General features: G+C 32.8%; 9 protein-coding genes and 1 pseudogene. 8 read left to right on the plus strand and 2 right to left on the minus strand.

Translation table 11 applies throughout. The features are described 5' to 3' along the window. Both CER22_RS33555 and CER22_RS30335 read right to left on the minus strand, forming a co-directional pair. A pseudogene (locus CER22_RS33555) lies at positions 1-197 on the minus strand (hypothetical protein); the annotation flags it as partial. 259 nt (positions 198-456) lie between these two features. Next, on the minus strand, positions 457-720 hold the full coding sequence (locus CER22_RS30335) for a hypothetical protein (RefSeq protein ID WP_000807636.1): 264 nt from the start codon (positions 718-720) through the stop codon (positions 457-459). Positions 721-1,750: 1,030 nt separating this feature from the next. Between CER22_RS30335 and CER22_RS33960 the strand changes: the two genes are divergently transcribed. From CER22_RS33960 to CER22_RS30380, 8 genes are all read left to right on the plus strand, one after another. Continuing rightward, positions 1,751-1,915: a hypothetical protein gene (locus CER22_RS33960; RefSeq protein ID WP_252195181.1), complete on the plus strand. Its 165-nt coding sequence runs from the start codon at positions 1,751-1,753 to the stop codon at positions 1,913-1,915. Between the two features lie 387 nt (positions 1,916-2,302). Continuing rightward, positions 2,303-2,560, plus strand: a complete 258-nt coding sequence (locus CER22_RS30345; RefSeq protein WP_088610433.1) for a hypothetical protein — start codon at positions 2,303-2,305, stop codon at positions 2,558-2,560. 482 nt (positions 2,561-3,042) lie between these two features. Next, positions 3,043-4,209, plus strand: coding sequence for an S-layer homology domain-containing protein (locus CER22_RS30355; protein ID WP_088063580.1), 1,167 nt, complete (start codon positions 3,043-3,045; stop codon positions 4,207-4,209). A gap of 413 nt (positions 4,210-4,622) precedes the next feature. After that, positions 4,623-5,648 carry a WXG100 family type VII secretion target gene (locus CER22_RS30360; RefSeq protein WP_088063579.1) on the plus strand — a complete coding sequence of 342 codons (1,026 nt, stop codon included), beginning with the start codon at positions 4,623-4,625 and terminating at the stop codon, positions 5,646-5,648. 13 nt (positions 5,649-5,661) lie between these two features. Then, on the plus strand, positions 5,662-6,075 hold the full coding sequence (locus tag CER22_RS30365; RefSeq protein WP_000273069.1) for a hypothetical protein: 414 nt from the start codon (positions 5,662-5,664) through the stop codon (positions 6,073-6,075). 269 nt (positions 6,076-6,344) lie between these two features. Further along, a complete protein-coding gene (locus CER22_RS33965; protein WP_255788347.1) occupies positions 6,345-6,479 on the plus strand; it encodes a hypothetical protein in 135 nt (44 codons plus the stop codon). Between the two features lie 406 nt (positions 6,480-6,885). Beyond that, positions 6,886-7,266: an SMI1/KNR4 family protein gene (locus CER22_RS30375; protein ID WP_088063578.1), complete on the plus strand. Its 381-nt coding sequence runs from the start codon at positions 6,886-6,888 to the stop codon at positions 7,264-7,266. Between the two features lie 123 nt (positions 7,267-7,389). Next, positions 7,390-7,631: exosporium leader peptide-containing protein (locus CER22_RS30380; protein WP_142293608.1), on the plus strand; the 242-nt coding region annotated here is incomplete at its 3' end.

Here is a 7,631-nt window from a genome sequence, read left to right on the forward strand (position 1 = left end):
TCTTGAGATCTGATTGTTTGTGTTGAGGTATCAGGTGTTTCTTGAGGTCTAATTGTTTGTGTTGAGATATCAGGTGTTTCTTGAGGTCCTGATGAATATGCAAAAGATTTTGATGGAATAAAAAACGGAATAGGTTTTATATCGAATAATCTGAATTTAGATTTGGTATTGTCTTGATTTGAACAGAACTTACACACATAATCCCCTCCTATAAAGGTTTGTATTATATTGTAAACATGACTTGTATAAAAGTGATAGTACAATTACCTAAAATATAGATATAACTTATATTTTTCAAACTTTTTTTATAAATTACGATAAGAGTCCTATCAAGAGGCTTGTATGTAATTAATTTCAAATTCCATACTTGATACATTTTTTGTTTATTTGAATTTTATATAACATTAAAAAATGCACTAGGAATACAATACCTAGTGCATTTTTTCACCTTGCTAATTACTCTCCTCGATCATCACTAACTGATAAAATATCACTAATTTTGACACTAATTTGGTTAGGATTTTCAAGTGCATTTCCATTATCATTACTTTCAACTTCTACGCCCTCTCCATTACCACGACGAAGTGTAACAAAGGTTTCTCCGATTCGAGTAATAAGACCTTCTACGTGAAATGAAGGCAAAAATAATACAACCCTCGCTCCTACTAATTGAAATGCGCGTAACAAAGTACGGATTTCATCTTCACGATGTTCTGCCATTTATATCATCCTTTCCTTTAAAATTTATAAAGTAGTGAAGAAGTCTTTTGGAATCCAACCTACTTACTATAAAAAAACTAGTAAAGTAAATCTCATCTTTTTAGTACTGCCTCACTACTTTATAAGATAGATTATGTTTATTCTTGCAATTTGCTTAGACTTGCTCACTAATAATATAAATTCAAACGTCTCCCTATATTTTCAGAAAATTCAAATAATATATTCAGGGGCATTATCTGTGAAAACCTCGATACTTAACATACCAAAGATTACGATAACTTTTTATTTATTAAATTAGATAATAGAATTGAAAACAATAACGTTCTTCCTTATAAAAGTGAATTTCTCTTTTCTTGACAGTAACTAACTCTGAGTTTGCTATAATATAAAATATTTGATCTTTGCTATTATGTACTTTATATTGTGTCCAGCCATTTATTTTTGCATCAATTGTGAATTCCAATCTTTCATCATAGAAACAGTGTATTATACAGGTGCCTTTGATTTAAATACAGAATTTAGATTCAACAAATTAGTAAATATAAATTAAAAGGAGGTTCGTGCTTTTTAGTACATGCTATTATTACGACTGTTCACATAAGTGCTACCGGAAGAAGCGTAAAAAATGCGACTGTGATTGTCTTTGTGAACCTCGCTATCAAACGTTAACATCTGGACCTTTATTTCGCAATTCGGACACCGACTTCATTCAAGTTTCTGCGCTTAATCAAACAGACGAGCCACAAATTGTAACTATAGCGGTACAAAATTACCAAGATACTTGTGTTGGTGATGTATTTCCCTCTTATGAATATCTTTGTGGGGAGTTAATTAACAATGATAACGGTGGTTCAGATGATGACGAAGGCAATAAGAATGGTAATGGATAATGTATCTATTGCGAACCCGAAGGAGTAACTCCGTTTATTGGTCCAGTTACATTTATGATTCCACCTCAGCAACTTTTTAGCTTAAGGGTGTTTGCCCCCCAAGAACCTATTTTTCACAAGACCCTATATACGTAGTTCGAGTGACACAGCCAGTAAATCCGGCTATTCCAACAGACGCTGCACTACCACTAGACCCTGTCCGACTAGTTATCATAAATACATGGGGCATTAACTTTGGAGGAGTGATTCAGCAAGGGAATACGATGTTGAACGGGCAGTTTTATCCAACCGATCTCCCCAGTTGAACCCATTTAATACGTTATAAACTAAAACAAGCCGACAGGACGGCTTGTTTTTACTTCACATACACATAGGCTTCATTTGCATTTATATAGTATGTTTTTCCTTCGCTATTGTGAAATATACACCCAAAAAACGTACCCAAAGATAAGATATTATTTAAAACGAGAATATTTTTCTTCAACTAGTGTTTGTTGATAAATGTCGCAACTAGTAGTTCTCTCCACTATCCCTTAGAAATTAGCATAGTTTGTATGAATTCTATATCTAGTAGAAAGCTCTCTATCATATAAGAGTATAACAATAGGTTAATAAACAAGCAGTTTTTTTACTAAAACATAGAATAGTATGAACCCTAATTGAAGGGAGGTATAAAAGAATGTCCTGGAATAATGATTGCTGGAGTTCTAAGAAAAATCATTGTTGTGATGATTGGTGGAAATCTAAAAATAAGCATCATTGTGATGACGATTGGTGGAAATCTAAAGATAAGCACAATTGCGATGACGATTGGAAGTTTAAGCAAAATAAGTGTCGTTGTAAATGTTTCTTTATTTGTTGTCATTGTAAAAAGAAACATTGTTAAGTTTTTGAGTGCCAGCTTAAAGACAAAGAACATGTCTTTGGGACTGATAAATACTAGGTTATAGTAATTAAGAAGACCGTCTCTAAATGGGACGGTCTTTTCTATTTCTGTCTTAAATAACTATACTCTATTGTCCAAGCTTCCCTCCTACTCTTCGCATAGCATGTACTAAAAAGGAGGTGCGTGATTAATATGTCAAACTTTTATTACGACCGTTCACATAAGTGTTATCGGAAGAAACATAAAAAATGCGACTGTGATTGTCAATGCGAACCTCGCTATCAAACGTATACATCCGGCCCTTTATTTCGTAATGCAGATACGGACTTCATTCAAGTTTCTGCATTTAATCAAACTTACATAGTATGCCTTTCCTAGTAGTTATGGATAGTAATCGAAATTTATTTGTAATCTATCTAAATATCCAATTATCACTAAATATTGATTTAATTTGCAAATATAAATATAATATTAATTGCTATATTTATATTTGTTAATGAAATAAGTAATTAATTTGTAAAAAAATTAATTAAAAGGAGCTCACTAATGAAATTCAAACAAATTATTATAGCAGGCGCTGTTCTTGCTACATCAACGTTTACCTCTTTAACAAATGCACAAGCTGAGACTGGATTTCGCGATGTTCCTTCAGATCATTGGTCTTATAATGCAATTATGGATTTAAAAGAGAAACAGATCTTTGCTGGTTATGGAAATGGTATATTTGGTTTTGGTGATCCCATCACACGAGGTCAAGTTGCTAGATTGTTATATACTTATATGCAACCAGTGACTGATCCTACTGACCCTCCTTTCAAAAATCCATTCAATGATGTAAAAGGTACTATGTTTGAAAAAGAAATTTTAGCGATTGCTAAAGCTGGAATTATGAATGGATATGGTAATGGTAAATTTGGCCCAGATGATACTTTAACTCGTGAACAGTTGGCTGCTGTATTAAAAAAGGCTTTCAGATTAAGAACATCATCTATAACTACATTTGAAGATGTTGAAAAAAATTATTGGGCTACTGACGCAATCAGTGCACTTCAAGAAAATAAAATTGTAGTTGGAACAGGAAATAATATGTTTGAACCTAAAAAAATTGTAACTCGTGAACAATATGCACAGTTTCTATATAATGCAATTAATTTTGTAGAAGCAAAACCTGAATTACCACCGTTTGATCTCCCTAGCTCTATGATTACAAGTGAATTTCATTACGACAGTAGTAGCTGGACAAACAGTTCACCGTTGCTAATAAATTCTGTATCTAAAGAAGCTCAAAATCTAATAACTAAAATAAACAATAATTATAATGAAGATTTCAAATACGAAAGCGTATATATCAGCGGCGGCCAGATGGGCGATGGTGAAAGGGTAGAATTACTTTCCTCTAATCCTAATTTAGGAAAGATTTATGATTATGGACAAGGGCAACTCTATTTAGTAGGTGAGAATGAAAATGATTTCATGATTACATTTATAATTGATAAAGCTACTGTAGAGTTAGCAAAAAATTGGATTACCTTAATAAATTCAGATTTAAATCTAGATAAAGAAATTAACGATATTGTTGCATTACCTTTCAAAAATTCAGGGGAGCGAGATTATCACGCATACTTAGATAAGGGTAACTACAAAATGGAGTTAGGCACAATGCTTGCATCAAATGGTTATGAAAGAATATACATAAATGTTAAAAGAAAATAATTAATAGATAAAAAAACAAGGTTTTCATTGGAAACCTTGTTTTTTTAATTCACTTTAGATATTCATAGTATCACTTATGCACATCTATCCATCCGATAAAGTAACAAGTAGCTAAACAGAAATATTTAATACATTATTGAACGGGTAGTTTACTCCAACTTATCCATTTCTACTTGGTGCCCATATTCCTCAGCTAATCCCACTTAATACGAAATAAATAAAAAAGCCGCCCAACAGGACTGTTTTTTTTAATAAAACTATTCTTTTGTAAGGGAATATTTAACATATATAGACTTCATTTACAATTAAGTAGATTATATTTCACGCGAATATTATTATATTAATCTAAAGTTTCTGTATCTACATTTTTTTCTTTTTGTCTCATAATTTTAATTGGGAAAGGGAGGAAAAAAATGGTTCAAATCAAGGTAACACCTGAAATGCTAGAAGAAGTCGCAAATCGTGCAAGTAATACCAGAATCGCATTAGAATCTATACATAATAATTTATGTAATGAAATTGATCATTTGTGTTTTCAATGGATTGGTGCCTCTAATCAACAATTCATTCAAATGTTCAATGATGCGAGACCAAAAGCTTTTACATCTATCAATTCACTTATACAAGTGGAAGAAGATTTGAAACGAATTGCCGAAAAATTCCGCAATACAGATAATCAAGATGTTACAATGGAAAAAGGTGCAATGTGTGGACCACTATCATCAGAAAAAGAGGGTTTTGATGGTAAAAAACTAGCTAGGGATATAGCGGGTGAAATAAGTGGTGAGTATGATGTTCGTCGTGTTTGGGATGGTATTGATCCATCTACTGGCGAAAAACTTTCGGGGTGGGAACGTGCTGGAGCAGGTGTCATGGCTGTAGCCGGACTTACACCCTTTGGAAAGATAGCTAAAGTAGGAAAAGGAGTTAAAATGACTGCTAAGGCTACTGAGGCTGTAAATACAGCTAAAAAAGTACCTGTTGGGAAAGCCAGCGGGACTAAGTCAATTATTTCATCCGAAATGGAAGAGAAAATTCTTTTGGGACAGAGAAAAAATCCTAATAAAAATGAAATTATTGGAGGACATTCATCAAATATTAAAAATAGTCATCCTAATTATGCTACAGAGACGATTAAGGTCAATCCAAATGGTACGAAAGATATCAAATATACGACTCAATTCCCTGACGGGAAATTGGCTAAAATAAAAAATAGTACAATATTTCCAGATAGTTGGAGTGATACAAAGATTTTAGATAGTATAACTGATATAGGTAACTCTTCCCCGTTAGGTATTAGAGGGAGAGATGGAGCAACTTTTCATAGGGAAATTATTGACGGCGTAGAAATTGATGTAATAAAAATAGGTGACAATGTGGTTAGTGGATATCCAACAGGTCAAATTAATGCACCATTACCAGGTGGATTTACCAAATAGAGGAGGAACATAAATGTATGAAAAAGTAGATGCAGTATTATCTGAAAATAGCTCAGATAACTACTTCTATGATGATGAATTTATGTATGTACAAGAGTTGATAAGTGAATTTACTGAAAATGATTGGGATAAATTGCTTCAAAATCTAAAGGACAGAGATGATAAATATAAAATTAGATTAGTATATTGTATAGATGAAGATACTGGGATGAATGGATTCAATTTATTACTAGATTTACTCAATGCGAATGATGAATTAGCTGAATATGTAATAGACTCTTTGCGTTCTTTTAACAATGAAGAATATAAAAAAATAATCGCTTCCAACAAGAAAATAATGGATAAAGCAGAGAGTCTACTGAAAAAATCGAGTCTGCCAGTTAAAAGAATTTTAGAAGCATTTTTACAACAAAATACACAGTCTTAGTATTTATATCTTTAGAAACAGAATTGTTTAAACTAAATAAAAACGAACTCTATTATTCGATTGGCGTCAAATAATAGAGGATTGACTAGTAAGTGTATCACCTGAGATTCCCAGAAGCGTATGGCGTGAAGCTGAAGCATCTGAAATAGAGCCTTCACATGAATTGGTTTACTTCTTATGTAATAATGCTTTAGAAGTATTTAATTCTCGTTCTATAGAAAGTGCGAAGTGCGAAGTGTGAATGTGGTGAATGTATGGATGTATATAAAATGGTTGATACAATGCCGTTTGATAAGTTTGAAGAGTTAGTTGAGGACAGTATTGTTGTTATTGAATTATATTTATGTCCTTCTTGTAAAAAGTGGAAGCTTAATTTTGTTGGTAGAAAAATTCTATATGGGTGAAATCATGTTAAAAAAGCTGAATTAGGAAATTACCTAGTTCAGTTTTTTATTTTAAAGAAAAGTATTATCTATATCTTTCAGCAAACTGTTCTGAATACAAATCAACTAATTTTGTTCTTCCAGAGTCTGAATACATCTTTATATCATATTTCACATACACATAGTCTTCATTTTTGTATTTTATATTTACAATCTCTTCCCTTTCCTACATAATTTCAAAACAAGAATACTTTGAATCTCGATTTGAAAGAATTTTTAAAACAGATTATGTAACAGTACATCGTAAGACAGTTGATTCAAGACGCCCATGGGATTCACCTGAAACTGAGCCAATGATACCTTTTGATGAGCATTTAACAGTTCCTCTTGATAAATTAAAAGTAAAGTATGAGAGGATTGATTATTAATGAATATTCTAGAAAAATTAAATGAAGCCTTCACATTAGAAGCTCAGGAATCACCAGCGAGTAAAGAGGCCATTCAAGAATTACAAAAGTTCTCATCAATAGATGTACCATTAGATTATTTAGAAGTAATCCAACATTGTACAAATGCAGAGATTAATGTACAAAATGAACTTTACATACGTATTTGGAGCCCTACTGATTGCATAGAGATGAATGAAGCACATGATATTCAAAAATATATACCAAATTCACTGGCAATCGGTGATGATGAAGGCGGAAAAGCATTACTATATGTAGATGGAAAAGAAGGATTCGGATTATATACAGTGGATTTTGGAGATTTAGATATTGAAGAGACAATTAAGATAGCTCCTTTTTGATTTTTGAATACTTATTAAATGAAATTTTTGTTAAATTTATAAAATACATTCGCTTGTCCATATCGCATCGCTTTATTATTGCATTTACTATTAGTAATACGAATTTTTTAGAGGTGAATTATATTGGACGAGTTTTTATCTTCTGCTGCAATAAATCCTGATTTACTCGGACCTACTTTACCAGCTATTCCACCATTCACACTGCCTACCGGACCTACTGGGCCTACTGGGCCTACTGGACCTACCGATGGGCCTACTGGACCCACTGGGCCTACTGGGGACACTGGGCCTACCGGGGACACTGGGCCTACTGGAAGTACTGGGCCTACTGGGATCACTGGGCCTACTGGAAGTACTGGGCCTAC

It is taken from the genome of Bacillus sp. K2I17 (assembly GCF_002209985.1).
Classification (GTDB): domain Bacteria; phylum Bacillota; class Bacilli; order Bacillales; family Bacillaceae_G; genus Bacillus_A; species Bacillus_A wiedmannii.

Bases quoted from the DNA above. Each gene is read 5' to 3' on its own strand.
- CER22_RS33965 (WP_255788347.1), top strand. From the start codon at position 6,345: ATGGTTGATACAATGCCGTTTGATAAGTTTGAAGAGTTAGTTGAGGAC.
- CER22_RS30360 (WP_088063579.1), top strand. From the start codon at position 4,623: ATGGTTCAAATCAAGGTAACACCTGAAATGCTAGAAGAAGTCGCAAAT.
- CER22_RS30375 (WP_088063578.1), top strand. From the start codon at position 6,886: ATGAATATTCTAGAAAAATTAAATGAAGCCTTCACATTAGAAGCTCAG.
- CER22_RS30355 (WP_088063580.1), top strand. From the start codon at position 3,043: ATGAAATTCAAACAAATTATTATAGCAGGCGCTGTTCTTGCTACATCA.
- CER22_RS30345 (WP_088610433.1), top strand. From the start codon at position 2,303: ATGATTGCTGGAGTTCTAAGAAAAATCATTGTTGTGATGATTGGTGGA.
- CER22_RS30335 (WP_000807636.1), bottom strand. From the start codon at position 720: ATGGCAGAACATCGTGAAGATGAAATCCGTACTTTGTTACGCGCATTT.
- CER22_RS30365 (WP_000273069.1), top strand. From the start codon at position 5,662: ATGTATGAAAAAGTAGATGCAGTATTATCTGAAAATAGCTCAGATAAC.